The sequence below is a fragment of the Qipengyuania sp. B-5 genome, from assembly GCF_056857815.1.
Genome location: NZ_JBSXNU010000023.1, coordinates 1 through 25,619 on the forward strand (window position 1 = coordinate 1; position 25,619 = coordinate 25,619).

The 25,619-nt window shown below is 60.5% G+C and carries 27 protein-coding genes and 1 pseudogene; 11 read left to right on the forward strand and 17 right to left on the reverse strand.

Annotation, left to right across the window (positions count from 1 at the left end; all coding sequences use genetic code 11):
* A partial coding sequence (tnpA, locus tag AC13CE_RS01900) for an IS200/IS605 family transposase (protein ID WP_482971299.1) occupies positions 1-213 on the reverse strand: 213 nt, incomplete at its 3' end.
* A 131-nt stretch (positions 214-344) separates the two neighbouring features.
* Between tnpA and AC13CE_RS01905 the strand changes: the two genes are divergently transcribed.
* Positions 345-1,016 carry a hypothetical protein gene (locus AC13CE_RS01905; protein WP_482971300.1) on the forward strand — a complete coding sequence of 224 codons (672 nt, stop codon included), beginning with the start codon at positions 345-347 and terminating at the stop codon, positions 1,014-1,016.
* Positions 1,017-1,201: 185 nt separating this feature from the next.
* On the opposite strand, the gene acs is transcribed toward AC13CE_RS01905, so the two are convergent.
* Both acs and AC13CE_RS01915 read right to left on the reverse strand, forming a co-directional pair.
* Positions 1,202-3,088 (reverse strand): acetate--CoA ligase, encoded by a 1,887-nt coding sequence (acs, locus tag AC13CE_RS01910; protein WP_482971301.1) that lies wholly within the window; start codon positions 3,086-3,088, stop codon positions 1,202-1,204.
* A gap of 70 nt (positions 3,089-3,158) precedes the next feature.
* Positions 3,159-5,207: a TonB-dependent receptor plug domain-containing protein gene (locus AC13CE_RS01915; RefSeq protein ID WP_482971302.1), complete on the reverse strand. Its 2,049-nt coding sequence runs from the start codon at positions 5,205-5,207 to the stop codon at positions 3,159-3,161.
* 326 nt (positions 5,208-5,533) lie between these two features.
* Here AC13CE_RS01915 and AC13CE_RS01920 point away from each other — a divergent pair.
* Positions 5,534-6,009 (forward strand): annotated as a pseudogene (locus tag AC13CE_RS01920) (Hsp20 family protein).
* A 68-nt stretch (positions 6,010-6,077) separates the two neighbouring features.
* On the opposite strand, the gene AC13CE_RS01925 reads toward AC13CE_RS01920, so the two are convergent.
* The 10 genes from AC13CE_RS01925 to AC13CE_RS01970 form a co-directional block, all read right to left on the reverse strand.
* Positions 6,078-7,148, reverse strand: a complete 1,071-nt coding sequence (locus AC13CE_RS01925) for a S1C family serine protease (protein WP_482971303.1) — start codon at positions 7,146-7,148, stop codon at positions 6,078-6,080.
* A 308-nt stretch (positions 7,149-7,456) separates the two neighbouring features.
* Positions 7,457-8,017, reverse strand: a complete 561-nt coding sequence (locus AC13CE_RS01930; protein WP_482971304.1) for a 3'-5' exonuclease — start codon at positions 8,015-8,017, stop codon at positions 7,457-7,459.
* A 92-nt stretch (positions 8,018-8,109) separates the two neighbouring features.
* Positions 8,110-8,613, reverse strand: coding sequence for a hypothetical protein (locus AC13CE_RS01935; RefSeq protein ID WP_482971305.1), 504 nt, complete (start codon positions 8,611-8,613; stop codon positions 8,110-8,112).
* Entirely contained in the window at positions 8,610-9,236 is a 627-nt protein-coding gene (locus tag AC13CE_RS01940; protein ID WP_482971306.1) for a hypothetical protein, read from the reverse strand. Before AC13CE_RS01940 ends, AC13CE_RS01935 begins: the two co-directional genes overlap by 4 nt.
* Before the next feature lie 2 nt (positions 9,237-9,238).
* Positions 9,239-9,769, reverse strand: a complete 531-nt coding sequence (locus tag AC13CE_RS01945; protein WP_482971307.1) for a hypothetical protein — start codon at positions 9,767-9,769, stop codon at positions 9,239-9,241.
* 104 nt (positions 9,770-9,873) lie between these two features.
* A complete protein-coding gene (locus AC13CE_RS01950; RefSeq protein ID WP_482971308.1) occupies positions 9,874-10,407 on the reverse strand; it encodes a hypothetical protein in 534 nt (177 codons plus the stop codon).
* A gap of 461 nt (positions 10,408-10,868) precedes the next feature.
* Positions 10,869-11,129, reverse strand: a complete 261-nt coding sequence (locus AC13CE_RS01955) for a hypothetical protein (protein ID WP_482971309.1) — start codon at positions 11,127-11,129, stop codon at positions 10,869-10,871.
* Between the two features lie 10 nt (positions 11,130-11,139).
* Positions 11,140-11,478, reverse strand: a complete 339-nt coding sequence (locus tag AC13CE_RS01960; protein ID WP_482971310.1) for a TFIIB-type zinc ribbon-containing protein — start codon at positions 11,476-11,478, stop codon at positions 11,140-11,142.
* A 4-nt stretch (positions 11,479-11,482) separates the two neighbouring features.
* Positions 11,483-12,205 carry a Bax inhibitor-1/YccA family protein gene (locus AC13CE_RS01965; protein WP_482971311.1) on the reverse strand — a complete coding sequence of 241 codons (723 nt, stop codon included), beginning with the start codon at positions 12,203-12,205 and terminating at the stop codon, positions 11,483-11,485.
* A 106-nt stretch (positions 12,206-12,311) separates the two neighbouring features.
* A complete protein-coding gene (locus AC13CE_RS01970; protein WP_482971312.1) occupies positions 12,312-13,223 on the reverse strand; it encodes a LysR substrate-binding domain-containing protein in 912 nt (303 codons plus the stop codon).
* 124 nt (positions 13,224-13,347) lie between these two features.
* Here AC13CE_RS01970 and AC13CE_RS01975 point away from each other — a divergent pair, with 124 nt between their 5' ends.
* The 4 genes from AC13CE_RS01975 (at position 13,348) to AC13CE_RS01990 (ending at position 15,963) form a co-directional block, all read left to right on the forward strand.
* On the forward strand, positions 13,348-13,515 hold the full coding sequence (locus AC13CE_RS01975; RefSeq protein ID WP_222555083.1) for a DUF465 domain-containing protein: 168 nt from the start codon (positions 13,348-13,350) through the stop codon (positions 13,513-13,515).
* A 64-nt stretch (positions 13,516-13,579) separates the two neighbouring features.
* The gene (locus tag AC13CE_RS01980) at positions 13,580-13,801 is read left to right on the forward strand and encodes a hypothetical protein (protein WP_222555082.1); all 222 of its coding nucleotides are present in this window, start codon (positions 13,580-13,582) and stop codon (positions 13,799-13,801) included.
* Between the two features lie 3 nt (positions 13,802-13,804).
* A complete protein-coding gene (gene nhaA / locus AC13CE_RS01985) occupies positions 13,805-14,983 on the forward strand; it encodes a Na+/H+ antiporter NhaA (protein WP_222555081.1) in 1,179 nt (392 codons plus the stop codon).
* Complete coding sequence (locus AC13CE_RS01990; RefSeq protein ID WP_482971313.1) at positions 14,980-15,963, forward strand: calcium/sodium antiporter; 984 nt, start codon at positions 14,980-14,982, stop codon at positions 15,961-15,963. The genes nhaA and AC13CE_RS01990 overlap by 4 nt, the downstream gene beginning before the upstream one ends.
* On the opposite strand, the gene AC13CE_RS01995 is transcribed toward AC13CE_RS01990, so the two are convergent.
* From AC13CE_RS01995 to AC13CE_RS02010, 4 genes are read right to left on the reverse strand one after another with little or no spacing between them, the layout of a single operon-like run.
* Positions 15,960-16,394, reverse strand: coding sequence for a response regulator (locus AC13CE_RS01995; protein ID WP_222555079.1), 435 nt, complete (start codon positions 16,392-16,394; stop codon positions 15,960-15,962). The two genes, AC13CE_RS01990 and AC13CE_RS01995, sit on opposite strands and share 4 nt — an antisense overlap.
* Complete coding sequence (locus tag AC13CE_RS02000) at positions 16,379-18,352, reverse strand: ATP-binding protein (protein ID WP_222555078.1); 1,974 nt, start codon at positions 18,350-18,352, stop codon at positions 16,379-16,381. The genes AC13CE_RS01995 and AC13CE_RS02000 overlap by 16 nt, the downstream gene beginning before the upstream one ends.
* Positions 18,353-18,356: 4 nt before the next feature.
* Entirely contained in the window at positions 18,357-19,004 is a 648-nt protein-coding gene (locus AC13CE_RS02005) for a response regulator (protein ID WP_222555077.1), read from the reverse strand.
* On the reverse strand, positions 19,001-20,110 hold the full coding sequence (locus AC13CE_RS02010; protein ID WP_222555076.1) for a sensor histidine kinase: 1,110 nt from the start codon (positions 20,108-20,110) through the stop codon (positions 19,001-19,003). Before AC13CE_RS02010 ends, AC13CE_RS02005 begins: the two co-directional genes overlap by 4 nt.
* 185 nt (positions 20,111-20,295) lie before the next feature.
* On the opposite strand from AC13CE_RS02010, the gene AC13CE_RS02015 reads away from it, so the two are divergent.
* The 5 genes from AC13CE_RS02015 to AC13CE_RS02035 all read left to right on the forward strand — a co-directional run bounded on the left by AC13CE_RS02015 (position 20,296) and on the right by AC13CE_RS02035 (position 25,257).
* A complete protein-coding gene (locus AC13CE_RS02015; RefSeq protein WP_482971314.1) occupies positions 20,296-20,970 on the forward strand; it encodes an OmpW/AlkL family protein in 675 nt (224 codons plus the stop codon).
* Positions 20,971-20,997: 27 nt separating this feature from the next.
* Positions 20,998-21,732, forward strand: coding sequence for a carbonic anhydrase (locus AC13CE_RS02020; RefSeq protein ID WP_222555074.1), 735 nt, complete (start codon positions 20,998-21,000; stop codon positions 21,730-21,732).
* Between the two features lie 56 nt (positions 21,733-21,788).
* Positions 21,789-22,388: a DUF2490 domain-containing protein gene (locus tag AC13CE_RS02025; RefSeq protein WP_261388801.1), complete on the forward strand. Its 600-nt coding sequence runs from the start codon at positions 21,789-21,791 to the stop codon at positions 22,386-22,388.
* 533 nt (positions 22,389-22,921) lie between these two features.
* Positions 22,922-24,316: a chromate efflux transporter gene (chrA, locus tag AC13CE_RS02030; RefSeq protein ID WP_067673225.1), complete on the forward strand. Its 1,395-nt coding sequence runs from the start codon at positions 22,922-22,924 to the stop codon at positions 24,314-24,316.
* A 23-nt stretch (positions 24,317-24,339) separates the two neighbouring features.
* Positions 24,340-25,257: a DUF1259 domain-containing protein gene (locus tag AC13CE_RS02035; RefSeq protein ID WP_473820929.1), complete on the forward strand. Its 918-nt coding sequence runs from the start codon at positions 24,340-24,342 to the stop codon at positions 25,255-25,257.
* Positions 25,258-25,619 lie beyond the last annotated feature (362 nt).

A 25,619-nucleotide genomic window follows, 5' to 3' on the forward strand; every position in this document is an offset into this window, starting at 1 on the left:
GATATGCGGTGGGATTTCAACGAACATATGGACGTGATCGCGTGAAAGCGCGCCATTGACGATCGTCACGCCCATTTCGACACAGACCTGCTTGATGATCTCGCGCACCCTGAGGCGGACCTCGCCGTGCAACACCTTGAAACGGTATTTGGGCGCCCAGACGATATGATAGCGATGATGAAAGGTCGTGTGGCAACCACTCGAATAGCCCATAGCAGGTATCCTCGGGAAAGTGAGACTTCACGCCTTTCAGGCGGTCTCACTTTCCCGAGGATACCTGCTATTATGCGAGTCTATGGCTGAAGCCAGTATCCGACTGAAGTCGGAGGGGTTGCTCCCAAAGCGTGACGCTAAAGGAAGCAGTTAAGCGGTCGCAGCACGAGCCCACGCCCGAGGAATTGGCGAAGGAAGAGAAGGAACGAAAACGGCGAGAGCGGCGCTGGGCGCGGAACGATTGGGATTACGTCCCCAGCTTTTCGTCATTTAGCCATTGGCCAGAATGGGATTATGCACCGACCGGCAAGGTATCGTTCGAGTTCGACCTCTATCTCCGATACTCGTCATCTCTCCGCCGCTCCTTCAAGGATGCCAAGATCCAGCGCCTGGAAAACATGGCGAACGATATCGCAGTGGGTCTTGCCGTACTGGCTTCTGCGAAGCGCGAGGATGACAGGCGAGCCGAGGAAGACCGCATCCGTGCAGAAGAAGAAGCGCGTCGGCGCAACGAGGCTAGACGGCTAGCCTATATCGAAGACCGGCGCCTCGAGGTGCTCGATCTCGTGTTCGAGCGGGTCGAGAAACGCGACCGCCTGCGCCGCCTAGCCAGACAACTAACTGAGGAACTCAAAGCCACGTCCTCGCCGCGTTCCGCCGAGTTTCTTGACTGGCTCAGTGCAATTGTTGAGCGAGCCGAGCGCGCTTCAAGTGTCGAAGGATTCGAGGTCTTGTTCGAGGCTGAACACATGTTTGGACCAGACGATGATAAGGGCTTTTACCCTTCGCGCTATGGCTGGTAACCAACATCAAGCCACATGTGACGCAGCTGATAGCCAGCCCCCACGATCTCAGGATGTCCGCTTGCATCCACTCAAAAGTGTGGGTCTGAGTGTGGGTCTGGTGAACTCTGAAATCTCCATATCGATCTGATATCAAATCGTTATTTCAGATATAGGTCGGACTCCGTCTCCGCCACTACCTTCATTCAGCCGGCGACGGCTCCTGCGATCAGTGCCTCCACCACTGCCGGCTCCGCCAGCGTCGAGGTGTCGCCAACCTTGTCGGATTCGCCTTCCGCAATCTTGCGCAGGATGCGGCGCATGATCTTGCCGCTGCGGGTCTTGGGCAATGCGGGGGCGAACTGAATGACATCGGGTGAAGCGATCGGGCCGATTTCACCGCGCACGAACTGCCGCAATTCCTGCCGCAAATCCTCGCTCTCGGGTTCATCTGCATTCAGGGTGACGAAAGCGTAGATGCCTTGGCCCTTCACGTCGTGGGGCATCCCGACGACCGCGGCCTCGGCCACTTTGGGATGGGCCACCAAGGCGCTTTCCACTTCGGCTGTCCCCATGCGGTGGCCGGACACATTGATCACGTCGTCGACGCGGCCAGTGATCCAGTAATAGCCGTCCTCGTCGCGGCGACAGCCGTCGCCGGTGAAGTAACGCCCCGGATAAGTCGTGAAATAGGTCTGGAAAAATCTTTCGGGATCGCCCCAGACGCCCCTCATCTGTCCTGGCCAGCTCTGGGTGAGGACGAGATTGCCCTCGGTGGGACCTTCGAGCAGTGCGCCTTCATTATCGACCAGCGCCGGAAAGACACCGGGTAACGGTTTGGTCGCGCTGCCGGGCTTGGTTGTCGTCGCACCCGGCACGGGCGCAATCAGTGCGCCCCCGGTCTCAGTCTGCCACCAGGTATCGACAATCTCGCAGCGCCCTTCGCCGACAACATCATGATACCAGTTCCACGCCTCCGGATTGATCGGTTCGCCAACCGTGCCCAGCAAGCGCAACTGCGAACGGTCATGACGCTCCACCCAGTCATTACCTTCCCGCATCAGTGCGCGGATGGCAGTCGGCGCGGTGTAGAAGATAGTGACGCCGAGCCTGTTCGAGGTTTCCCAGAAACGTCCGAAGTCGGGGTAGCTAGGCACGCCGTCGAACATCACCGTCGTCGCGCCATTGGCGAGCGGACCGTAGACGACGTAGCTATGCCCCGTCACCCAGCCCACATCGGCGGTGCACCAGAAGACATCGTCTTCCTTAGCGCCGAACAGCATGTCGAAAGTCGCGGCAACCCATAGCATGTAGCCTCCCGTGGTGTGCATCACTCCCTTGGGTTTGCCGGTAGAACCACTGGTGTAGAGGATGAACAGCGGATCTTCCGCGTTCATTCGTTCCGGCGGACACTCGGCTGGGACCGAGCCACGCAAATCGTGCCACCAGCGATCGCGGCCCTCGACAAAGTTGACTTCGCCGCCCGTGCGCCGAACCATGATGACGGCTTCGACCGGGGACTTCGCAAGCGCCTTGTCCGCATTTGCCTTCAGCGGAATGCGCTTCCCTCCGCGCACGCCCTCATCGGCGGTGACGAGCAGTTTGGCACCGCAATCCTGGATACGGTCGGCAAGGCTGTCTGGCGAAAAGCCGCCGAAGACCACCGAATGGATGGCCCCGATCCGCGCACAAGCCAGCATAGCGAACGCGGCTTCGGGGATCATCGGCATGTAGATCGCGACACGGTCGCCCTTCCCGACCCCGCATTCCTTTAGCGCACTGGCGAAACGGCAGGTTTCCTCATGCACTTGGCGATAGGAAAGGCTGTAGCCTTCGCCCGGCTCGTCCCCCTCGAAGACGATCGCGGTCCGATCACCGCTCGTATCGAGATGCCGGTCGAGGCAGTTGACGGAGACGTTGAGCTCACCGTCGTCGAACCAGCGGATGCCGAAATCCGCCTCTTCGAATGAGCTCCCGTTTGCCTTGGTCGGAAAGCTGTCCCAGTCGAGCCGCCCGGCTTCCTTCAGCCAATAGCTTTCCGGATCGCGCTGCACCGCTTCGTGCCTGGCCGCCAGTTCCTGCTTCGCATCCATTTCGATTATCTCTCCTCGCTTGCGCCGGGATCATATCGGCCTTGTGCGCGGGTGCAATCGTCCAGTCCGACTATCGCCCCAGCTTGACGCCGAACCAGATGGTTCGAGGTGTACCCAGATCGATCGATCCGCCCTGGTTGCGCGTGACGATTTCCGCATCGGTCAGGTTTTCGCCGCGCATGACGAATGAGATATCGCGGCTCAGTGGCAGCTGGACATATGCATCCAGCGTGGTGACTGCCGGCAGGACATCACTTTCAAGATCGTCTTCGAACTGCTTTCCGACATGGCGAACGGTTGCAGCCACCCGCCCCGTCTCGCCAATCCGGTAGCTTAGCGTTGCGCCGCCGACCCAAGCCGGAGTCTGCGAGGGACGATTGCCGTCGAAGGCCGCTCCAGCCTGTTCCGCGGCGGCATCGGTATAGGCAATCGAGCCGTCGAACCTCACCGCTCCAAGATCGAGACCGGCGTTCGCCTCGACCCCGCGGGCGTGAATGGCATCGATGTTCTGCCGCTCACGCGTCACCGCATCGATCGTCACATTTGCGATTGCGCCTTTCACCCGGTTGTCGAAAGCAGTCACCGAGAATGCAAGCGCATCGCTTGGCGAGAAATCGATCCCCGCCTCAAATCCCTCCAGCCGCTCATTGGCAAGCGCGGCGTTGGCATTGGTGGTGACGGGGAAGACCACGAATGGCCGGTAGAGTTCGTTGAGCGTGGGCAGGCGCAGCGCGGTGTAGGCTGCTGTACGCAGCTTCAAACCGCCGCCTGCATCGAACAGCGCTCCTCCGCGGAAAGATTGCGTCCATCCGGCCCGATCGGGATAGGTTTCCTCGAGAAGAACCGCACCCGCGGCATTGCGCGCGGTATAGAAGCCCTCGCGGATCGTATAACGATCAAGCCGCGCGCCCGCAGTGAGCGTCAATCGACCCAGCAGCAGATCGTCTTCGACGAAAATGCCGAGGTCGGTATTTACACCGCCTGCATTGCGCCGCTCGCTTATCGCGCCGGTGAAAGCACTGATGGCGGTTTCGTAGAGCTCGCCTTCGCTACGCCGGTAGTCGATCCCCAGACGCAGCACATTACCGTCACCCACAGGAGGTCGGATCTCGAACTTGCCACCTAGACCGGTCGCGGGTGTGTTGCGCTGGTCGAGCACGGGAACGAAGCGCGTCGAACTGACGACGACATTTGTGAAATTGCGCGCCTGGACGTAAGCGAGCGCATCGAACCTCCACTCGCCGCGCCCGACAAGGCGAAGGCTTGCATCCTGACCGCTGCTCGAACTGTCGGCGCCTTCGAACCGCAGGGTCCGCCGATCGTCATAAGCCAAGCCGCGTGCCTGGAGTTCGACCGTATCGGTTAGCGGCGCGACTCCGCGCGCCTGCACGGACCAGCTATCGTACTGCGCCCTTGCAGACGCATCGACGCGTTCGGCTTGCGGTGTGGTGAAAAAGCCCTTGCCGCGATCCCAGCGGCCGGAAACGACGCCGAAACCCCTGCCCAGATTGCCAGCAAGATATGCCGTACTTTCGGTTTCGCCGCGATCATTGACGTAGAGATGACCGCCGAATTTGCCGAGCGTCTCCAGGTCGGCGCTGTTGAATTCGATCGCCCCCGCCAGTGCACCTGCTCCGAATGGCCCCGAGCCTCCTCCACGCGTTACAACGACATTCGCGAGGCGCTCTGGTGCGATGGCGCTGAAAGGTATGAAACCGAAAAAAGGATCGGCCATCGGGACGCCGTCGAGCAGGACCAGCGCACGGCTCGTAGCATTGCCACCGAGAGAACGCAGCGTCGCCCCTTGTGCACTGGGGTTGGAAGAGCGGCTGTCCGACCGGCGAAACTGCTGGAATCCGGCAACCGAGGAGAGGGCATCCTCGATGCGTCCCGAACCGGTGGAGATCAGTTGGTCGCTGTCCAGCTCCTGTGTGTCATAGGCAGACGATGCCGGGGATGGCGGCAGCCCGGTCCCGATGACCACGATGGCCGGTTCTTCAACAGAGGGATCGACTTCCGCCGGTTCCACTTCTTGGGCAGTGGCATCGGCAGCGCATATGGCAGAAATGCAGGCCGCCGAAACAAAAAGGGTTGCAGGTTTGATCTGATTTACTCGCATCGATTTTCCGCTTCTGAAACGATGCATGGATGGGGGTCAACCGAATTAGCCGCTTGCGAACCTCCAAAACTACCGATGTAGCTATCTTACGTCTCGGCCGAGTTCTGAGTCTCAGGCAATCCAGACAACCATGCTCACACTGGTGCCCGGTCCGCCTTATTGCACGCATGGGATTTTCCCGAATGCGACAGGTATTGAAACCGCAAGCCCGTTTCCTAGTTTTACTAATGCCGGATGCCAGAACGGGTCCGGCTGGACAGAGAGCGTCGGCTCTTTCGTTTCCGACGCCTCTCATGCCCAGATTGCTCAACATGGAGGATTTGGAAATGAGAACTGCATTTGACCTGACCCATATCGACGCTCGACCGTCGGTTTCGACCGACTGTTCGACGCGCTGGAGAACAGCTTCCGTGCCGAGACGCCGGATGGCTATCCGCCCTTCGATATCGTCCGAACCGGCGATGACAGCTATCGCATCACGCTGGCGGTGGCAGGCTTCAGCCCCGATGAAATCGAGATCACCGCTCAACAGAACCAGCTCGTTATCGCCGGACAGCAGACCGATCGCGAGGAGGAAGGCGTAGAGCTCGTGCATCGCGGCATCGCAACACGCGCGTTCGAACGCCGCTTTCAGCTGGCCGACTTCGTCCAGGTGCGGGGCGCCGATTACGAGAACGGCATGCTGTCGATCTCGCTCGAACGTGTTGTCCCCGAAGCGATGAAGCCCCGCAAGATCGCCATCGGTGGTAGTGGGCCCGTCAACGACGATCCCGCGCAGCTGCCTGACAATAAGGCGGCCTGATACCGTCCCGCGGTCAGAGCGATAATTGCCGCAAGGGTCGGCCTTCCACGACCGGCCCTTGTTCGCGCCTAGCCGCCCGGCTCGAGCTCCAACCGGGCCGTGCGTTCTTCTCCGCCGCGTAGCAAGGTCACTTCCACACTCTGCCCGATCCGGAAATCGTCAAGCCGCGCCAGCAATTCGCCGACTCGTGTGACGCGTTCGCCATTCAGCGCAGTGATTATGTCGCCCGGCACCACGCCGCGGCGGGTACGCTGCGCTGCAGTCAGCCCCGCCCGGTCTGCCGCCGATCCGGGTTCGACCCGTAAGACGAACACCCCCTCAACTCCGCTCGCACGCTTAAGGCGATCGTTGACATTCTCGTCGCTGTCGATGCCCAGTGTTGGGCGTGTATAGCGACCATCGGCGATTAGCTGCGGCACGACGCGCATCACGGTGTCGATGGGAACCGCAAATCCTATCCCGGCCGACGCGCCCGAGGGACTGTAGATCGCCGTGTTTATACCGATCAGCCGTCCGGCAGAATCAAGCAGGGGGCCTCCCGAATTGCCCGGGTTGATCGCCGCATCGGTCTGGATGAGATTGCGGATATCGGGCCCGCCTTCGTTGGGGAGAGACCGGTCGAGTGCGGAGACGATCCCCTTGGTAAGCGTCCAGTCGAGCCCGAAGGGATTGCCGATGGCAAACACGTTCTGCCCGACCAGCAAATCCTCGCTCGTGCCGATCGGAACGCGGCCCGGCGCCCTGAATCCCGCCCCGCCGATCCTCAGAACCGCCAGATCGTGCTCTGGGCTCGCACCGACCAGAGAGGCTGAAAACTCGCGTCCGTCCGCGAGCTGGATCTGTGCCTCCGAGGCACCTTCGATAACGTGGTAATTGGTGAGGATATGCCCGGCATCGTCCCACACCAGACCCGATCCGGAACCGCGCGGCACGCTGTAGATATTGCGTGACCAGAAATCCGTCACACGTTGCCGCGTCGAAATGAAAACGACGGATTCGCGGGCGTTCCGGAACAGCTCGATGGTCGCGCGTTCATCGGCAGCAAGTTCACCGCGCGGTGTTACGGTTGGCATTTGCGCCGCGGGCGTCGATTGGCTGAAAAGCAGCGTGGCTACGGCGGTCAGGAGCAATGCGTTCATGGCTACAAGCACGATTATCCAAGGACGAAAGGTTCTACCAGACTCGACAAGCGAATTTCGCATTGCGGCCATCTAGTCCTTAAACCGCTGCAATCAATAACCGCAGCGCTCGGTCGGTCAGATGCGAACCTGTCATTTCATTGCCGCGACCGGAGAGCAAACGATGTCGGAGAATAGAAGTGGCGGAGAGGGAGGGAACCACGAAATTGACTGCAGGTCCCGAAATAGCGCGCTTTGCAAGGCATCTCATAGCTTGATGCCCCCGCTCGTGCCCCCAAATTCGTGCGAGTAATCTGGCTCAAGAAGTATCACAGGGGCAACGGACATTCGCGCGTCGGGTGCCCCCAGTAGGTCTCCATTAGCTTGGAAGCGAGACGCAAGGCATCTTCAGCTGCTCGATGCGGTGGAGCATCCTTCCCAAGCAGAAACGCCAGGTGGCGATGTTGGTCAGCGCTGAATTCTCGCGCTAGGACTTGGAAGTCGAAGACCCTGAACTTCTGCTCGCGCGCCGCAGCAGCGAATAGCGTATCGAGCCAATCCTGATCGTAGCGGGGAGCATCGGTAGCTACGATTGTGCTGCTGCCGAGCAATCCATTAAGCCAGTCACAGACCTCTTCGACAGGTTCGCCCTCACGCTGCACGCGCTCGAGCGGAATGCCATGCACTGCTTCGGAAGATTTGGACCACACTCCGGTGTCGAGCCATTCTTTGGTCGGCCGGATGAGTTTTGCTCCGACACCAATCGGCTCTGAAGGTCCGCGAACGAGCGCCACACCCACTTCGATCGGATAGCTTCCCGCCTCCAAGGCTGATGCTTCTACGTCAAGGATCGCAATGCGCCGGTCGCTTCGATTCAGGATGTTCTTCATTGCTATTATTCTCTTTCTTATCTCACTGGAATGCGTGGGCGCCCTCGCCCGGTCCTGCTGGACCAGGCAGAGAGCCCACGGGCCGCAATCTTTCATGAGCGATTTTCATGCCACCGGCCGAGATAGATGAATCCCGCTGGAGCGTTGTGACCTTCGTCGAACTTCTGAAGTGTCTGGCGAAGCGAGGAGGAGATGAAGGTCTTTGAGAACGGAAAATCCCCGAGACCCAGGCTCACCGTTGCCCCATTGGCTAGCGTGTGCCCGATGTGAACTGACAGCTGCCGGCGGAACTCATCCTCATCCCGAGCGAGGCCGGCGGCGAAATAGACCGTGTGGCCCGTGCCCATTGCCAGATCGCTCACTGTACCCAGAAAGACTCGCCTTGGAAGATCGATCGGAGCCTCGCTGACCTCCCAAGGATACGGAGGCAGTTCGAAGGGGTTCTCCCCTTTCGCGTATTGCTCGACCTCCCCGCTCGCCAGTAGCTGGCGAGCGAGATCGATGGTGGCTTGCATCTTGTCGAGATCTTCCGGTCCCTTGCGCGCCAGGTGGTCCGCAAGGAGGGCTGAGGGGGCAGGTTTTGCTTCATCGCTCATGCTGCTTCATCCATCCAGCTTTTCTTGTGCTCGCGCCAGGCGGCAAGTGCGGCTTCGTAGCCACGATCGCTGCACAGGTCGGTGCAAGCACCGCCGAAACCGTTGATGGTGATCTCGCGGGAGAGAACCGCGCAGTGGACGTGGTTGCCCTGCCCCTTGAGGCCCGCGAGGCCCGGGATATGCGCGATCAAGACCGCCGCGAAGCGAGGCGCGAAGGTAGCGCGCGCGTAGCTGCGCACCCGTTCGAACCCGACATGCCATGCCTCAGCCGGATCGAGCATGATCTTCACGTGGATCATCGCGTGCTGTTCATAAGGCGGGAGAGTATCGTCGAACCGGTCCACCAGGGTTCCGTACCTGCAGAGATCGCCCGGGGCCATCGGGGGGACAAGGAGATCGTATTTGGCCGCGCACCCGAACCGGCGGTCCTCACCGGGGAAGAGCTTTTTGTCGAGCCAGGGTGCCACCCCGACCCTATTCTCCCGTCCCTTGTACCAATGGCGCGAGAACTCGAAATCGGGATGCTCGTCGCACCGATGGTGGACGAACACGCTCATCTTGGTCTGCGGCGGTTGAGCCGCGTCATCGCAGGTGTCGACATCGGAGGAAGTGATCTGGGCCATGATTAGAACCCTCCGTCGAAAGAGGGACGCTCAATGGCGCGAATGATGCCCGCGTAGCGCTCCGAGCCATTTGCGTAAGGTGCGCCTTCGTAGGCTTCTAGCCCGCTCTCATTCAGGCAGAAGTACGGACCCGAGGCCCGTGCGGGCACCAGCCACATGTCGCCACCTTCGCGGCGCCAGGCGAGGAAGTCGCAGAGCCAGCTCTGGCCGCCTGCCATCAGCACATCGAACGAGGCCCCGAGGAGCGGATCGAACCGCAGGAGGACAAGGTCCATCTGCAGGAACTGGGCCAACGCTTCGCATTCGGGGAAGAACAGCGGCCGGTCACAGGAGGTGGCGGTGACCACCACGCTCGCGCTCCGATCGGCATAGAAACCGTCAGATGTGTGAGCGCTCATATCTTCGCCCTCGCACGGAAGTCCGGATGCGCTCAGGAACGCGCCGAATCGGCTTTGCGTCCTGAAGGTCCTGTAGGTAATAGGCGGCAGCAAGGGTTCGCCCTCGAAAGGGCGCTCCAACGTAATCTTGTTCATATCGGATATTCCTTCGAGGGAGATCGCTCTGACCGAGCTCGCTCTCCCCACTTTATTTCATACTCTACTCGGCCTTACCGCCGAGCACTTGATCTCTTAATGGCTCAGACGTGCCGGTTATCGGCACCCTCGCCATCGATTGTCAGGAGCAACGTCCCTGCCAGCTCCAGACCGCGTTCGCGGTCGGCTTGATCCGTCCAAGGCTGCGGTGCTTTGCGGAGACCCTTGTCGAACTGGAAACACACAGCCGGTTCCCCGTCATTAAGGTCATCTGGCACGAGAAAGATGCGGTGCATGCTGTCGCACCACGCGCGAAGTTTGACATGGCGCGTGGTCTCTCCGTTCTTGGGGCTAAGCACCGTAAACTCAATCTGCGGGTCGCCTTCGGGATCGAGCATCGACTTTATGGCGACGAAGGTCGTCCCGATCCTGGCGACAGCCTCGACCGCACCTGCCGATGGCTCGTCTACAACTGGCAGCAGCACCAGAGGTCTCGGTTGCAATGATGCGCCCTCCTCTTCCTTGGGTAAGAGGACCTGACCACCGATCAGTTCGTAGACGGTCAGCCTGGCCAGGTTCTGGCAAATCTGGATGGCGCGAGTGTAGGCTACCTCGCGGTTCTTATTCTTCGATGACATGAGGAATCTCAGAAGCGGCGTGCAGCTGGCTGCAAGTCTGCACACCTCAGGTGGAATTTTCACCTTCCGGCGTCAGCCACCTTTCAACAAAGTTACCTTCTGATTCTTCGAATGAGCGCATAGTTTGTGGCCATGCGATTTGCGCTGTCATCTTCGTCCGTTTCGCGCGCGCCTCTCAGACGTTTCCGCTTCAAGTCAGAACGCCCAAAAGCCTTCGTTAGGTCATGACCGTGATGATGACCGCTTCGCGCCCTCATTTCGGTCATGCGGCCGGTCGCTTGATAATCCCAAAAGCAGCCATTTCGCGGCGGCGCCGGCGCGTCTCAATCATAGCTAATGGCGCATGATTCTCGGGATTCCAGAAGCAGGCGCGTTCTTCCCATTCCTCGCGCTAGGCAACGGTGGTCATTCGCCTCAATAGTTTTCTATACGACTGACGAGCATCTAGGGCTTGTCGTCAGTTACGAATTAGACATCGCCAAATGGAGAGCCAGACTTGCGCCGGCCAAGAGCGCGGCGATAGCTGTCGCGAGCGCTGCACGCGAATTGAGGATCTGCATCCGGTTGAGTGCCACCACAACGCGATTGAAGTCAGCATGGTCGAATGTCTCGCTACGGCTGAGACGGCGCAAACGCCGTCGGCTGGCGAGAAGCCACAGCACGCCTGCAGCGAGCGCTGCAATCACGGTGCCGAGTTCAAGAAGCGCGATAAATGTAATCACGCGGATCCCGCTAGTCGAAAAAATCCGAGAGCTTCGACTTGCGCTTGTTGCGGTAGTGGCGATCGTCGCGTCCATGGTAATCGTAACGATCATCGTCGCCACGCAACAGTGAACTCGCCAAACCCACGAGTCCGCTTTCTTTGCTTCTTCGCGGCTCACGCAGATCACTTCCGTATGGCGATTGCGAACTGCCTGTGCGCTCAATGATCTTGTCGAGTTCGCCGCGGTCGAGCCAGACGCCGCGACAGGAGGGACAATAGTCAATCTCGACCCCGCCGCGATCGGAGAGAGCTAGTCCGGTGCGGCAGACGGGGCATAGCATGGCATTCACTGCATCTTGGGTACGCATGAGATTAAGCCTCCTCGCGCTGACCGAAGAAGGTCAGCAGCAGCTGGAACAGGTTTACCAAATTCAGGTAGAGCGAGAGCGCGCTCATGACGGCGAGTTTCTCTCCGTAATCGCTCGCTCCGTAGGTCAGGTATTCATTCTTTGCGCGCTGCGTGTCCCAGGCAGTGAGACCAGTGAAGACGAGTACGCCGATGATGGACACCACCAGTTGAAGCGTCCCCGATTGTAGGAACAGGTTCACAAGGCTCGCCAGCACAACTCCGATGAGACCCATGAACAGGAAAGTCGAATAGCATGTGAGGTCGGCCCTCGTCATGTAGCCCCACAGGCTCATGCCAAGGAACGTCGTCGCAGCCACGAGCAGTGTGACGGCAATGCTCGTACCAGTGAAGACCAGCAGGATGCTGGCAAGGGAAACGCCCATGATGGCAGCGAAGGCGAATAGCGCCGTGCGCGCCCCGGTGAGCGTCATCTTCTCGAACCGGAATGAAAACACGAACACGAAAGCGAGAGGGGCAAGCATTGCGACCCATTTCAGCGGTGTGCCGAAGATTGGCTGATAAAGCGCCGGAGTGGAGGCGATAAGCCAGGCGACAGAGGCACTGACAAGCAATGCCAGACCCATGTTGCGGTAGATGCCCAGCATGTGCTGGCGGAGTCCTTCGTCGAAGCCGACGTAAGCAGGCCTCGGTTCCGCACCTTGCGCCGGGCGAAAACCTGATTTCATCACCACCAGACCTTTCGTTGGAAGTTTGGATAGACCGCAATGTAATCTCGGGGGTGCGTCCCTGCCATTAACAGCCAAATGAAAAACCCACCTTCTTTCGATAGTTTCAGTCTATCGTTCGCAACACCCGCCGTGCTTCCACTGCGACCGATTGGGCGATCAGGCGATAACTTTCGCCATAAGCCGCCCCATGACGCCAGACCGCGGCAATCGACCGGGTCGCAGTCCAGTCGCTGACTTCCAGGCGGTGCACCATATGCTCGCCGCCGACTTCGGAACGCAGATAGAGCTCAGGCAGGATGGCGAGGCCAAGACCGCTGCCCGCCATCTGGCGCAGACTGTCGAGACTGGTGCCCTCGTAGTCTCGAAGGATTTCGGCACCGAGGTCCTCGCAGATTTGCTGTGCTTGGCGGTGAAAATGATGACGACGGTCGAGGGTGAGTATCCCTGCGCCCGCCAGATCGGTTTTTCGCAGGAACGATGTTTCCGCGAGGGGAGAATCCGGTGCTGCAACCAGATGGAGCGGCTCGCGAAAGAGCGGCTCGATTTCAAGGTCGGATCCGGCGACAGGAAGCGGACTCAAGACAAGGTCAAGTGCGCCGCGCCGCAACTCTGCAACCTGATCGTCAGGTATGCCTTCACGCATATGGAGACGCATGTCCGGATAGTCGCGGTGCAGGCGCGCGACGACTGACGGCATCAGATATGGCCCGATCGTTGGTGTCACCCCGAAGCGGATGGTGCCGGCAAAGCCGGTTGTACTGCGGCGCGCGAGATCGCGCAGATCGGAGACCCCGATCAGCAGTCGGCGCGCGCGCTGGGCAATTTCGCGCCCGACCGGAGTAAGCTGCACCGGACTGTCACCGCGCTCGACGAGCGTTACCCCGAGCCGGGCCTCGAGCGCCTTCACCTGCTGGCTGAGCGTCGGTTGCGAGACGTTCACTGCTGCTGCGGCGCGACCGAAGTGCCGCGCGTCGGCAATCGCTACCAGATATTCGAGCTGGCGTAGAGTCGGCATTTCGTCGGACGACCTTTCCAATAGTTTGCATCTATTAGAAATAGCACATCTTATCAACTGGCCTATCGCTCGATGACTGGCCATCTGACTGGGACAGGTGCTCGACAATCACAGGAGACGACCCATGAACCGCTTAGACGCCCTTTGCGCGCGCCATCGCCGCCTCGACCGCATGATCGACACCTGCCGGGCACCCGGCCGACAGGAAGAGATGAAACTGCTCAAGAGGCTGCGCCTGCGTCTGAAGGATCGCATTTCGCTGCTCCAGCGGCGCGGCATGGCGGCCGGTTGACCGATGAGGCGGGGTCGCGCTAGCGCCCTCGCCTCACCCAGACAATTGTTATCGGAGACCTACGATGAGAGCACGCATTTTCCGGCTCGCTGAGTATTTGCAGCGCGTTGAGGATCGCCTTGAGATCGAAAAACGACGCAAGAGACCCGACCCGCTGACCTTGCTGTATTTGCGAACAGCCCAACTGCGGATCAGAAGAGCATTGTCACGGGCAATTGGTAGGATCGTCAACCCGCACCGTCGCGCGCGCGCGATGGTGGTGTGCAAGCAACTGCAATACGCCTGATCGATGTTTGCCAACGCAACCGAAGCGCTGCGCGACTTCCTGAAACGGGAAAGCGCCGGCGGGATCGTCCTCATCGCAGCCGCGTTGCTCGCGCTGGTCGCGGCAAACAGTCTGGCGGCGGGCAGCTATTTTGCTTTGCTTGAGCTGCCCGTCGCAGTGTCCATAGGTTCGTTCGCAATCGACAAGCCGTTGCTGCTCTGGATCAATGACGGACTGATGGCGGTCTTCTTCTTTCTGGTTGGCCTCGAAGTGAAGCGCGAGGCCATCGAGGGCCAGCTTTCCAGCTGGAACAAGGCGTCCCTACCACTCTTCGCCGCGATCGGCGGAATGGTTGCGCCAGCGCTCGTATTCCTTGCCGTGAACACGGACTCCCCCGATAATCTTGCAGGCTGGGCCATTCCCGCTGCCACCGATATCGCCTTCGCCCTCGGGATACTTTCCCTTTTGGGCCCCCGCGTCCCCGTCGCGCTGAAGGCACTCCTGCTGGCAATCGCGGTGATCGATGACATCGGAGCAATCACCATCATCGCGCTGTTCTACTCCGGGACAATCGATACGGGCATGCTCGCTGGAGCCGCGCTGGCGCTCGCTGGCATGGTCGTACTGAATCGTTTTCGCATCGGCTCCAGCATTCCCTACGTCCTGCTTGGGATCGTGCTGTGGATCTTCGTCCTCAAGTCCGGGGTCCATGCGACGCTGGCCGGCGTGGCCGCGGCGATGACCATACCAATGGTCGCGCGCGATGGGTCCGACCCTCTCGAGCGTATGGAGCATGCGCTTCATCCCTGGGTCGCTTTTCTCGTCATCCCGATTTTCGGCTTCGCGAACGCGGGCGTATCCCTCTTGGGTCTCGAGCCATCGGACCTGCTGGCGCCCCTGCCGCTCGGCATCGCTCTTGGCCTGCTGCTGGGCAAGCAGATCGGCATCTTCGGGCTATCCTGGATCGCGGTGAAGATGAAGCTCGCCTCGCTTCCCGAGAATGTCGGGTGGCGTCAGGTTCATGGGGTCTCGTTGCTCGCCGCGATCGGTTTCACCATGAGCCTCTTCATCGGCAACCTCGCTTTCGCCGATCCAGCTCAGGTCGAAGCCGTCAAGCTCGGTGTGCTTTCCGGATCGTTGCTCGCTGCAATCGCTGGCTATCTGCTTCTTCGCACTTCGCTTCCGAAGGAAACTAACGGATGATATTCACCTTGCTGTCGCTCTTAGGTGGCCTTGTCGCCCTCCTTGTTGGCGGCGAGCTTCTCGTCAGGGGAGCGGTCGGCCTCGCCGAACGCGCCGGGGTAACACCGCTCATCATCGGGCTGGTAATTGTCGGCTTCGGCACCTCGATGCCCGAACTCGTTACCAGCGTCGAGGCGGCGTTGGCCGGATCTCCGGCGATCGCCTGGGGCAATATCGTCGGCTCCAACATCGCCAATACTCTCCTGATATTGGGTGCTGCCGCCGTTCTGGCTCCTCTCGTGGTGCGACAGGGCGCCGCACTTCGCGATTCGGGCGTCGCTCTGGTCGCATCGCTCTTTCTGGTCTTCGTCGCCGTCTCCGGCCTTCATTCGAGCCTGCTTGGCATGGCGATGATCGCGATGCTGGCCTCTTATATCGCCTATTGTTATCGCGAAGAGCGACGGTCGGCCCCACAGGTCCTGCACAACGCGCCATATGATCGTTCGGTCGCTCTCGAGATGAGTGATTCAGGCTTGCATACGCCGTCGGCAGGCTGGACAAGGCCTGTCGTCCTGACGCTTTTTGGACTTGTGATACTGATCGTCGGAGGCCGGTTCCTCGTCATGGGTGCAATCGAGCTTGCGCGCCTCGCCGGGCTCAGCGAAACCATGATCGGATTGACGATCGTCGCCGTGGGAACCTCGCTTCCCGAACTTGTCACCTCTCTTGTAGCGGCGCGCAGGGGCGAAGCGGAGGTCGCCTTCGGAAATGTGATCGGCTCGAATATCTACAACGTCCTGGGGATAGGCGGGGTGACCATGCTGGTCGCACCCGCAGCCATTCCAGGCACCTTGCTGCCGGTGGATCTCGGAATCATGGCAGCGTCCGCAATCGCGGTGCTAGCAGCAGCCTGGTTCCTGAGAGGCGTCAATCGCCTGCTGGGTGCACTTCTGGTCACGGGCTACGGTGTGTTTCTCTTGGTGCTTGTCACCCAAGGCTAGCCACGCAAGCGTTCGTAAAGGATGCGTGTTTCGAGCAGGTTGGAAATGCGAAGGGCAACTTCGATCACATCGAATGGCTTCGCCACGAAATCTTTCGCACCCAGGGCCAGCGCCCGCCTCCGTGCCTGCAGGGTAGTATCGGCGGTCAGGACGAGGACGGGGCGAAATTCTTCCACTTTGTCGTGACGCCCGAAGGCCTCAAGCAATTGAAATCCATCGACCTCGGGCATCATCAGATCCAGAAGAACGAGATCAGGCTCAAGATCCAGGTAGGCCTGCATCGCCTTCTTCGGATCGGTAAGGCAGTGAACATCCGAATATCCTTCGCGCTCCAGCACGCTGCGCAGGAGCAGCAGGTTCGGTTCCTCGTCATCGATCGCGAGAACACGGCGCGACAGGATTTCGGAAGGCTGGATCAGTTTGTCGGGCATTTTGATTCCGTCGCGTCTTCAGTGATATGGCCCGGCGTCGAATTGGCCGGAAGCTCCGCTCGGGCGAGACTGAACCAGAAACGGGAGCCCTTGGGCAGGGCTTCGAAACCGATCTCGCCGCCCATGGATTCGGCCAGGCTCTTCGACAGGGCTAGACCGAGGCCGGTTCCTTCGACCTTCGCGCGGTCCTGCTGGCCCAAACGATCGAAAGGCGTGAAGAGTCGCTTTGCCGCCGCCTCGGCTATGCCAGGGCCGTCATCTTCGACCATTACCTGCACCTGCGCGCCTTCCGCTTGGCAGGTGAGCCGAACGAACGTGCCATCACGATTGTATTTGGCGGCGTTGCCCACAAGGTTGAGAATGATCTGAGTGACGCGTCGTGCATCGGCGCGGACCGGGATCTCCACGCTCGCCCGTTCGAGTTCGAAATTCAGGCTTGCGGAAGCGACGATGGGCCTCGCAAGGGAATACGCCTCCTCGAGCAGGATGCCGAGATCGAGCGTTTCGATCCTGAGGTCGGAACTCCCCGCCTCGATGCTGGCGATGTCCAGTAGATCGTTGATCAATGACAGGAGGTGACGGCCCGCCTTCGTGATCTGCCCGATGGCCTCGCGGTGGTTGCTGGCAAAATCGTCCTCGTCGATCTCGAGCAATTGCCCGAAACCGAGAATGGCGTTGAGCGGCGTACGCAGTTCATGGCTCGTGCGCGACAGGAACTCGCTCTTCGCCCGGCTCGCTGCTTCGGCTTCCTCGCGCGCCGCCTTCAGCGCTTCTTCGGAACGCCTGCGTTCGGTCATGTCCCGCGTGACCTTGGCAAAGCCGCGAAGCTTCCCTCGCTCGTCGCGCAGCGCGGTGATGACGACATTGGCCCAGAAACGCGAGCCGTCCTTTCGTACCCGCCAACCCTCATCCTCTGCCGACCCGTTCTTGCGGGCGCGCTCCAGCATCTCCCCGGGGAGGTGGTCACGTGTTTCGCTCGGATAGAAACTGCTGAAATGACGGCCCAGGATATCTTCTGCGCGCCAGCCCTTGATGCGCTCGGCGCCGAGGTTCCAGCTTGTCACCATGCCGTTCTGATCGAGCGCGAAGATGCCGTAGTCGCGGACCTTCTCGATCACGAGCCGGAAGCGCTCTTCGCTCGCGCGCAGATCGTCCTCGCGGTCGTGCAGCAGGGCGCTCGCGCGAACCAGCCGCTGGGCGAGCCGTCCAACCTCGTCCGCTTCCTCGGGCGAAGCGGTCAGTCGCTCTCCGCGAGCGAGCGCTTCGGCGTTGCCCTCGAGCTTACGAACCCGGCGCACGATACCGGTCGAGAACAGATAGACAGCCGAGAGACTGCCGAGCAGACCGATGAGCGCGCTGATCGCCGTCAGGATCAGAAACCCGCTTCGCACCTGCTCCACTCGCGCGCGGCGTTCGTCCAACACGACCGCTTCGCGCCGCTGAATATCGTCGATCGTAACTCGCACTTCGTCGAGTGCGAGCTTGTTGGCCAGCAGTGCATCCTCGACATTTGCTTCCGCCAGGTTGCCAGCACGCGCAAGGTCAACGATTTGACGCAGACCAGCGCGCTTTTCGGCCTCCAGAACCTGCAATTCCTCGAAGTGGTCACGAACGTCCGCGTCCTCGATTGCTTTGTCCAGCCGCGCCATGCTTGAGGGGACTTCGCGCTGCGCCTCGCGGAATGGAGCGAGAAACCGGTCGTCGCGGGTGAGGACGTAGCCGCGGACGCCTGCAGCCGCTTCCGCCAGCAGCGCGTGCACCTGATAGGTATCACGCTGGATGGCGAAGGCCCTGCGGACATCGTCTTCGGCGCGGGCTTCGGCATTGCTGGCCAGATAGAGCGACAGCAATGAACCGAGGAGCACCGCCAGCGGCAAGGCGATGACGACCAGTCCCTTGATTGCGAGCGGGCGGTCGGCCCAGTAGCGCGCGGGAGATCGGATGGGTGGCTCGCGCATGGTCTCAGTCGACCACCGGACTGGCTTTCGCGGCCATTACGGCCGCCTGGGTGCGATCGGCCACGCCGAGCTTGCCGATGATACGCTCCACATGCACTTTGACGGTCGCCGGGCTGATCCCCAATCTTCGTGCAATCCCCTTGTTCGTCAGTCCTTCGGCAACGAGGTTCAGCACGCCCTGCTCGCGAGGTGTAAGGATATCGGCAGGATTGAGAGCTTTGGGGGCCACAGTGGCCGCTCTCATAGCGGCTCCGACAAGATCGAGGGGCAGCGCAGACCGACCCGCCCTCACTTGGGCGATGGCCGCACGTAAATCCTCGATCGCTGTATCCTTGAGCACGTAGCCGGCCGCGCCCGCGGCCAGCGCTTCACGGACATAAGCGGGCATTTCGTGAAGCGTGAGCATGATCACCCGGGTGGGCAGGCCGAGTGCTGCAATGCGACGGGTCGCTTCGAGCCCGTCGATCCCTTCGCCTAGCCTCACGTCCATCAGTACGATGTCCGGTTCTAGCGACGCGGCCATCTCGACAGATTCCTCGCCTGTCGACGCCATCCCCACGACTTCTGCATGGTTGCCGTCGAGCACGGCCTTAAGGCCTTCGCGAGCAAGCTGGTGATCGTCTACAATGAGGATGCGCGGAACGGCCGTCATCGCTGCTCTCCGGGAAGCCGTGCCTCCACAGTTACGCCTCCATGCGTGCCTGCCCGCCAGTCGAGCGAACCGCCGATGATTGTCATCCTCTCCGTCATGCCCGCAATCCCGATCTGATGCCCCTCACTCACCGCGCCGCTTTCGGGACGGTCGCAGGCGGCACCGCGGCCATGATCGGTTATGCGCAGCAAGGGACCGGCGTAACCGATGCCCGACCTCGCTTCGATCAGGACGTCGCATGGACCTCCCGCATGTTTGCGGATGTTGGAGATAGCCTCCTGCGCTACGCGGTAGAGGGCGGTCTCGACATAGCTGGGCAGTCGCCCGAAATCTTCATCGACCCCGCGCGACACTCTGTAGCCGTCCTGTTCCAGCGCATCGCCGAGTGCATGCAGGGCGGCGATAAAGCCTAGATCGTCGAGCACGGTAGGTCTTAGCCCCCCGATCACTCCGCGCAACTCTGCGACCAGCCCGCGCGCGATCTCGATTGCCCGCGCCGGGCCACCCACCTCGGAATCTGCATTCGTGCGGTCGCCCCCGCGCTCCAATACACGCACCAAGGCGGTGGCCGACTGGGCGACGCCGTCATGCAGTTCATAAGCGACTCGGCGCCGCTCGTCCTCCTGCGCGGAGAAAATCCGGTCGACCAGCCTTTCGAGCCGCAGTTCGCGATCCTTCAGGGCCGTGAGCAAGCGTGCAAGCGCGCCTTCGCGTTCGGCCCGGTCGATCGCAGCCCCCATCATGTCGAGCAGGGTCTGACATGCTTCGCGATCTTCGGGGTCGCCGATATCGGCGAGCGAAGAGAAACCGGCAACGAGGAGGGTCGAGTGCACTGCGACGCCGCAACCGGGCAAGATGATCGGAAAGCCGGGGGTGGCGTTATCGCGCGTCATGTTTGCCGACCGACTCCCCAGAAACTGCGCCAGCCTGTCAGCGCTTTTTTTCAGGATCGGATCGATGCTGTCAGCTTCCGCTTGAAGCAATTCGCGCCCGCTCGTCGACAGCAGCCGCAACCGTGCAGCCCGTGCCTCCGCGGCACGATAGAGCTCGCGCAGTTCCGCGATCGTCTCGATGTCACCGGTAAGATGGGGAATATCCTGTTGCATCGGGCGTATTCTAGAGCCTGTTGTCAAAACCGCATAGGCCGGATGGCCTAGGCCGGAAGGCCTGCCATTCGGCCGATTTGCTGCCGCTCTCCTTCTCCTATCTCCGCTTCATGGCGAAGCAGCCATCCTGAAAAACGAAACTCAGCGACAAAGGTTCGTCCGCTGCCCAGCAAAGGAGTTGCCAGATGAAAAATACCTACCTTGCCTTCGCAGCGTCGGTCTGTGCGCTTTCGCTCGCAGCTCCCGCTGCCGCCCAGGATGTCGGATCGGTCCAGATCAAGGGTTTCGTGACGGGCGTCCTGCCCGATGGTGAAATCGAGGAGGTGCTGACCGACCAGACCGGGCTGCCCGCCGGCTCGCAGACACGCGCCACAGATTCCTACGTGCCGACCGTCGCACTCGAGTACTTCGTCTCGCCCAACTTCTCCCTCGAGACGATCTGCTGCGTCACACCGCATGACGTTCGCGGCGCAGGCGCGCTTGATGGTGCAGAGCTGATCGACAATGCGATCATTCTGCCCGCCACCGTGACTGCGAAGTACCATTTCGATCTCAGCGGTGGTCTCAAGCCGTATCTCGGCGCCGGCCCCACCTATTTCATGATTTTCAGCGAGGATGTGGGCGCAGATGCCGCTGCCCTCGGAGCGACCGATGTCGATCTTTCCGACGAGCTGGGCTTCGTCCTTCAGGCAGGTGTGGATGTGCCCCTGAACGATCGCGGCCTCGGGCTTTCGGTGGACGCCAAGCGATATTTCGTCGGGACCACGGCGACGTTCAACGCCGGAGATACCGTCGCACTGCAAAGCGAGCACGCGCTCGACCCATGGGTCGTGAGTGCCGGGCTTGCCTACCGTTTTTGATCCGGCCCAACCCAAGGAGTTTTCGTAATGAAGAAATTTGCGTTAGCAACCGCCCTGACACTGGGCATCTCGACCGTCGCAATGGCACAGGAAAAGGACTGGAGCTTCGGTGACGGCGTGACCGATGAGCGCTGGTCGCTTCGGAATACCGATTACGCGCTATGCGATGCAGGGCTCAACCAGTCCCCGATCGATCTCGGAACCTACAACGCGCGCGGTGACATCGAGCTGTCCACGATGTTCGGTACCGCCTCCGGCACGATGGCGCTGGGCAAGGAAAAGGTGCAGGTCGATTTCGTTGATGCCGAAGGGAAGGGAATGATTTCGGGCGGCACGATGTTCAACCTGGTCCAGGTGCATTTCCATACCCCGTCCGAGCATGCGATCGATGGAAAGCGGTTCCCGCTGGTGGCGCATTTCGTCCACGCAACCGACGATGGAAGACTAGGCGTTCTGGGCGTGATGTTCGAGGAAGGCACCGCCAATCCGGGCCTGTCCGACATTCTCGAAGCGCATGCGAGCGGTAACGGCACGCCGGTCACATTCGACATCGATACGATGGTGCCCGACGATCTCGACGTCTATCGCTACATGGGTTCGCTCACCACGCCACCGTGCAGCGAAGGCGTGAACTGGCATGTCGCGGACACGCCCGTCGAGGCGAGCGCCGAGCAAATTGCGGCACTTCGCGGCGCGCTGGGCCCCACGGCCCGTGCACTCCAGCCTCAGGGCACGCGTCTCGTCGTGGCCCCGGCCGACTGATGCGCGCGCTCCTGTTTCCGATCGTTGCCGGAGGTGCCCTGACAGCATCTCCGGCCATGGCCCAGGACGACGACGCGTTCGAGTTCTGGCTCAATCCTTCGGTTTCTACCGACCTGGACGAGAACACCGGGATCGAACTGGAGACAGCCCAACGCTTTCGCAGCAGCGAAGATGGGCGGGTCGACACCTATTTCGCACGACTGTGGCTCAATCAGGCCATCTCCGACGAACTCACCCTGTCAGGGGCCGTTGAACGGCGAATCAACGCTGGCGGGAGCGATGAGACCCGTCTGATGCAGCAATTGTCCGGCAGCCATGGCATCCTGCGTACCCGTCTGCGGCTCGAGCAGAGGTTTGTCGACGACGCGGATCGCATGGGCTTGCGGCTGCGGCCGCGACTAGGCGTGTCCGTACCGCTCGATGAGCAGGGGCGCTGGTCGGCAAAGGCCGATGCGGAATTGTTCTGGACATTGCGCGGCAACAATGTCGGCAGCGACGAGGGCATTACCGGTCTCCGGACACAGGTTGGCGTGTCGTACGATGTGAGCGACAATCTTTCGCTCGGCCTGGTCTACTTGCGTCAGCAGGACTTCGAGGACGGCGGTCCGGACGAAATAGGACATGCCCCTCTAGTAAGCGTGGAATATTCCTTTTGAAGGCGGGCGTCAGCGGGAGCGTCGAGGACTAGGACTGGACCGAACCTGTTCGTGACTCTTTCGGGACGCCCTTTTTCGGGCTGGGTGCGCCACCGTCTTGGAAGCAAGCAATATCCGGATAGAGAAATCTAACCTGCTTCAGACGGTTTGTCGCGTGGCCCGGCTTAATGGGTTTTATGTCTCCCTGACGAAGTCTTTGCGCACAAGCAGACCGTCCGTAATCGGCCCAGTTTCTGCCGGTCTGCTGAGCGCCCTAATATTGGACATTTGATCGGTCTCGTCGCGATCCTGAAACCTGCCACTGGACTAGGTCGTAGCTGAGGGCGGCTTCGTGCCCTCAATTCGGAAATCGGAGATACAAATGCCGATCTCGAAAGCCGACATTCTCCAAGTGCAAGGCAGACTGTTCGCGTAAGGCTTTTGACAACACCAGATCAATGATCTAGCAGTTTGACTTCGGGCACTTATTCCGGCGCCCGGTAAGGCAATGCGCCCAAGTCCGGCTCGATGAGCTGTGTGCGAAGGACGCGTTGATGAATTCTCCCGCTAATTCAGGTTCCGTAGAACAAACTCCGATCCCGTTTTCCGATGGGGTGCGTGTCTGGGCGCGCATAGCCGCGTTGAGCTTTGGTGGGCCAGCCGGCCAGATCGCGGTGATGCACCGCATTCTAGTCGATGAAAAGCGCTGGATCGGCGAGAACCGGTTCCTGCATGCGCTCAATTACTGCATGCTCCTGCCCGGACCGGAAGCCATGCAGCTTGCCACCTATATTGGCTGGTTGCTCCACGGCGTTCGCGGTGGCCTCGTCGCAGGATGCCTGTTCGTCCTTCCCGGCTTCCTCAGCATTATGGCGCTTAGCGTGCTCTATGCCAGTTTTCAGGAGGCCAGCTTCGTCCAGGCGATTTTCTTCGGCATTAAGGCGGCGGTGCTCGCCATAGTCATCGAGGCCCTGCTGCGCATCGGGAAAAGGGCATTGAAAACTTGGCCCATGTATCTGATTGCCGCCGCAGCCTTCGTGGCGATATTCGCATTCGATGCACCTTTCCCGCTGATTATCGCGGCCGCCGCGCTGGTCGGTTTTCTTGGAGGGCATTTCGATCCTGCACGGTTTCTGGTCATTCGCGCCCGTGAAACGACCGAGGACGGGGAGAGCGAGCCGGAAGCCGTGCTTCATACAGGTGGCATGGCGAAAGCGCAGCCTACATGGCGCGGAGCAGTCCGCACGGCCTTGATCTGGGGCAGCATCTGGGCAGCTCCCATAATTGCGCTGATCCTTCTTGTTGGCCCAAATCACGTGTTCACGGAACTGGCGGTTTTCTTCTCCAAGCTCGCGGTCGTGACTTTCGGGGGCGCGTATGCCGTGCTGGCCTATATGGCGCAGGAAGCCGTGCAGACGCATGGCTGGCTTGCCCCCGGTGAAATACTCGATGGGTTGGGCATGGCGGAGACCACGCCGGGTCCACTGATCCAGGTCGTCCAATTCGTGGGGTTCATGGGGGGATATCGCGAAGCAGACATGTTAGGCCCGGTGGCTTCGGGCATCGCGGCTTCGGTCATCGTCACGTGGGTCACGTTCGTGCCGTGCTTCCTATGGATTTTCCTTGGTGCGCCATTTATCGAAAAACTGCGCGGCGTGAAGCTTCTGACAGCGGCGCTTTCGGCGGTGACGGCAGCAGTCGTCGGTGTGATCCTAAACCTTGCCATCTGGTTTGCGCTGCACGTTGCCTTCGCACGGCTTGACGAGGTTCGAGGTTACGGCGCACGCCTGCTCGTGCCGGACTTCGCCACGATCGACGTCGCCTCCGTCGTCATTGCCGCTGCGGCCCTGATCGCTATGCTGCGCTTCAAGATCGGGATGTTGCTCGTTCTCTTCGTGAGCGCACTCATTGGGTCGCTGTATTACCTCGCAACGATGGCTGGCACCTGAAATCACATCCAAGGAGAACTAAGATGAAGCAATTACGCAGAACATTGTTCGTCGGCGGCTTGGCTCTATCGCTATCAGCGATGTCGGCGGCTCTTCACGCGCAGGATAATCTCGGCAATCTCGAGGCGCTAATTTTCGAGGCATCGCACTCGGAGGTCACCATGACCGACGATGGGGTCGCACGCATCGGTTGGACGCGCGCCGACGTGCCGGTGATGGTCGACGGCATGCGCCTCGATCCCCCGGCAGGTCTCGGCTCATGGGCTGCCTTCAAACCCGTCGATGGCGGAGTGATGGTCATGGGCGACACGGTCGTATTCGAGGATGAGATAACAGCCGCGATGGACGCTGCCCTCGCCAACGGGTTGACCGTCACCGCGCTGCACAATCACTTCATATTCGACGATCCGCCGGTCTATTTTATGCATATCGGCGGGCATGGGGAAACCGCCAAGTTGGCAGCGGGTGTAAAAGCCGTCTGGGATGCCATCAAGGAAGTGCGCGCCGCCTCGCCGACGCCGCAGCGCAGTTTCGGTGGCATGACGCCGGATGCAAACGGCACGATCGAAGCCCTGGCGCTGAGCGAAATCTTGGGCACCGAGCCAAGCATCGCCGATGGTGTCGTGAAATACACCTTCGCTCGCCAAGGCCGCATGCACGGCGTTGAGATCGGTGGTTCGATGGGGCTTACGACCTGGGCGGCGTTCTCGGGCACCAACGACCTTGCCGCCGTGGATGGTGACTTCATCATGACCGAGGACGAAGTCCAGCCCGTGCTCCGCGCACTGCGCGAGCGGGATATCCATATCGTAGCATTGCATAACCACATGATCGGCGGTGAACCGATGTTTTACTTCCTCCACTACTGGGGAGTGGGTCCAGCAAAAGAGCTTGCAGCGGCGATTGCTGCTGCCCGTAACGCACAGGCCGAAACCGGATAGGCGCAACCATTCCGATAAAAATCAGTAAGGCAGCGATCGCTTGCACCTCATTGCGACAGGCATTGTCTTCGAAATGGCAGGGAACGTGAGTTATGTCGCTAGCTGGTGGGCTTGTCTTTGAATGCGATGTGGATGGGACACGGCGCCGCGATTTGAATCGCGACCGGATTGTCCGTTTTCTTAGGAAAGCTCCCGAAACCAGACTGTCTCGAAGCGGCCCAGAACTCGCCACGATATGGCAGCTAAACTACCGGCGCCCGAAACCAAGCCGGTCAGACGATTCATACGTCGGATTGGTTCACGGGAATTCTGGTCACTTTCACTGGCCGGGAAATGGGATGACATTGGCGCTATCAAGAAAG

Bases quoted from the DNA above. Each gene is read 5' to 3' on its own strand.
- AC13CE_RS01995 (WP_222555079.1), bottom strand. From the start codon at position 16,394: ATGCCCGACAAACTGATCCAGCCTTCCGAAATCCTGTCGCGCCGTGTT.
- AC13CE_RS02035 (WP_473820929.1), top strand. From the start codon at position 24,340: ATGAAGCAATTACGCAGAACATTGTTCGTCGGCGGCTTGGCTCTATCG.
- AC13CE_RS01915 (WP_482971302.1), bottom strand. From the start codon at position 5,207: ATGCGAGTAAATCAGATCAAACCTGCAACCCTTTTTGTTTCGGCGGCC.
- AC13CE_RS02000 (WP_222555078.1), bottom strand. From the start codon at position 18,352: ATGCGCGAGCCACCCATCCGATCTCCCGCGCGCTACTGGGCCGACCGC.
- AC13CE_RS01970 (WP_482971312.1), bottom strand. From the start codon at position 13,223: ATGCCGACTCTACGCCAGCTCGAATATCTGGTAGCGATTGCCGACGCG.
- AC13CE_RS02020 (WP_222555074.1), top strand. From the start codon at position 20,998: ATGAAGAAATTTGCGTTAGCAACCGCCCTGACACTGGGCATCTCGACC.
- nhaA (WP_222555081.1), top strand. From the start codon at position 13,805: ATGTTTGCCAACGCAACCGAAGCGCTGCGCGACTTCCTGAAACGGGAA.
- AC13CE_RS01935 (WP_482971305.1), bottom strand. From the start codon at position 8,613: ATGAGCGATGAAGCAAAACCTGCCCCCTCAGCCCTCCTTGCGGACCAC.
- AC13CE_RS01990 (WP_482971313.1), top strand. From the start codon at position 14,980: ATGATATTCACCTTGCTGTCGCTCTTAGGTGGCCTTGTCGCCCTCCTT.
- acs (WP_482971301.1), bottom strand. From the start codon at position 3,088: ATGGATGCGAAGCAGGAACTGGCGGCCAGGCACGAAGCGGTGCAGCGC.
- AC13CE_RS01930 (WP_482971304.1), bottom strand. From the start codon at position 8,017: ATGAAGAACATCCTGAATCGAAGCGACCGGCGCATTGCGATCCTTGAC.
- chrA (WP_067673225.1), top strand. From the start codon at position 22,922: ATGAATTCTCCCGCTAATTCAGGTTCCGTAGAACAAACTCCGATCCCG.
- AC13CE_RS01975 (WP_222555083.1), top strand. From the start codon at position 13,348: ATGAACCGCTTAGACGCCCTTTGCGCGCGCCATCGCCGCCTCGACCGC.
- AC13CE_RS01925 (WP_482971303.1), bottom strand. From the start codon at position 7,148: ATGAACGCATTGCTCCTGACCGCCGTAGCCACGCTGCTTTTCAGCCAA.
- AC13CE_RS02025 (WP_261388801.1), top strand. From the start codon at position 21,789: ATGGCCCAGGACGACGACGCGTTCGAGTTCTGGCTCAATCCTTCGGTT.
- AC13CE_RS02010 (WP_222555076.1), bottom strand. From the start codon at position 20,110: ATGCAACAGGATATTCCCCATCTTACCGGTGACATCGAGACGATCGCG.
- AC13CE_RS01980 (WP_222555082.1), top strand. From the start codon at position 13,580: ATGAGAGCACGCATTTTCCGGCTCGCTGAGTATTTGCAGCGCGTTGAG.
- AC13CE_RS01950 (WP_482971308.1), bottom strand. From the start codon at position 10,407: ATGTCATCGAAGAATAAGAACCGCGAGGTAGCCTACACTCGCGCCATC.
- AC13CE_RS01945 (WP_482971307.1), bottom strand. From the start codon at position 9,769: ATGAACAAGATTACGTTGGAGCGCCCTTTCGAGGGCGAACCCTTGCTG.
- AC13CE_RS02005 (WP_222555077.1), bottom strand. From the start codon at position 19,004: ATGACGGCCGTTCCGCGCATCCTCATTGTAGACGATCACCAGCTTGCT.
- AC13CE_RS01960 (WP_482971310.1), bottom strand. From the start codon at position 11,478: ATGCGTACCCAAGATGCAGTGAATGCCATGCTATGCCCCGTCTGCCGC.
- AC13CE_RS01940 (WP_482971306.1), bottom strand. From the start codon at position 9,236: ATGGCCCAGATCACTTCCTCCGATGTCGACACCTGCGATGACGCGGCT.
- AC13CE_RS01965 (WP_482971311.1), bottom strand. From the start codon at position 12,205: ATGAAATCAGGTTTTCGCCCGGCGCAAGGTGCGGAACCGAGGCCTGCT.
- AC13CE_RS02015 (WP_482971314.1), top strand. From the start codon at position 20,296: ATGAAAAATACCTACCTTGCCTTCGCAGCGTCGGTCTGTGCGCTTTCG.